This is a genomic window from Flavonifractor sp. DFI.6.63 (genome assembly GCF_024462255.1).
In the GTDB taxonomy this organism is placed as follows: domain Bacteria; phylum Bacillota; class Clostridia; order Oscillospirales; family Oscillospiraceae; genus Lawsonibacter_A; species Lawsonibacter_A hominis.
This window is the reverse complement of record NZ_JANGBE010000100.1, coordinates 1-359: the sequence shown is the minus strand read 5'-3', so window position 1 is coordinate 359 and position 359 is coordinate 1. Positions and strand designations below refer to the sequence as shown.

1 protein-coding gene is annotated in these 359 nt (G+C 49.3%); it reads right to left on the bottom strand.

Features of this window, described 5'->3' with window-relative positions; all coding sequences use genetic code 11:
• Positions 1-225: 225 nt before the first annotated feature.
• A partial coding sequence (locus NE547_RS18070) for an ATP-binding protein (RefSeq protein WP_256175590.1) occupies positions 226-359 on the bottom strand: 134 nt, incomplete at its 5' end.

The following is a 359-nucleotide window of genomic DNA, read 5'->3' as shown; positions in this document are numbered from 1 at the left end:
AGGCTATGCCGGCAGAGGGAAAAACGCAGCGGGAAGTTGCAGAATACTATGGCTCCCAGAATAAGCGGGTGGGGAAAAGGCTGCTTGAGCGGGAGCGGAGAAAAGAACGCAAGCTGGAAGCCGGGATTCTTCCACGTCCAAAAGGACTGTCAACGCCGATTTAATATTGTAGTTTTTCGCCGGATAAAAAATGCAGGAAAACAGTGGTGAGGGAATGTAGAAAAATTAGGCCTGTCCCTGCTCAAAGAGGGTATTGACAATGTGCTGCTTCTGCTTCATATATTCTTTACGTTCTTTCAGCCGGTAGCTCTCGCCCTTGATATTGACGACGGTACAGTGGTGCAGAACACGGTCGAGGA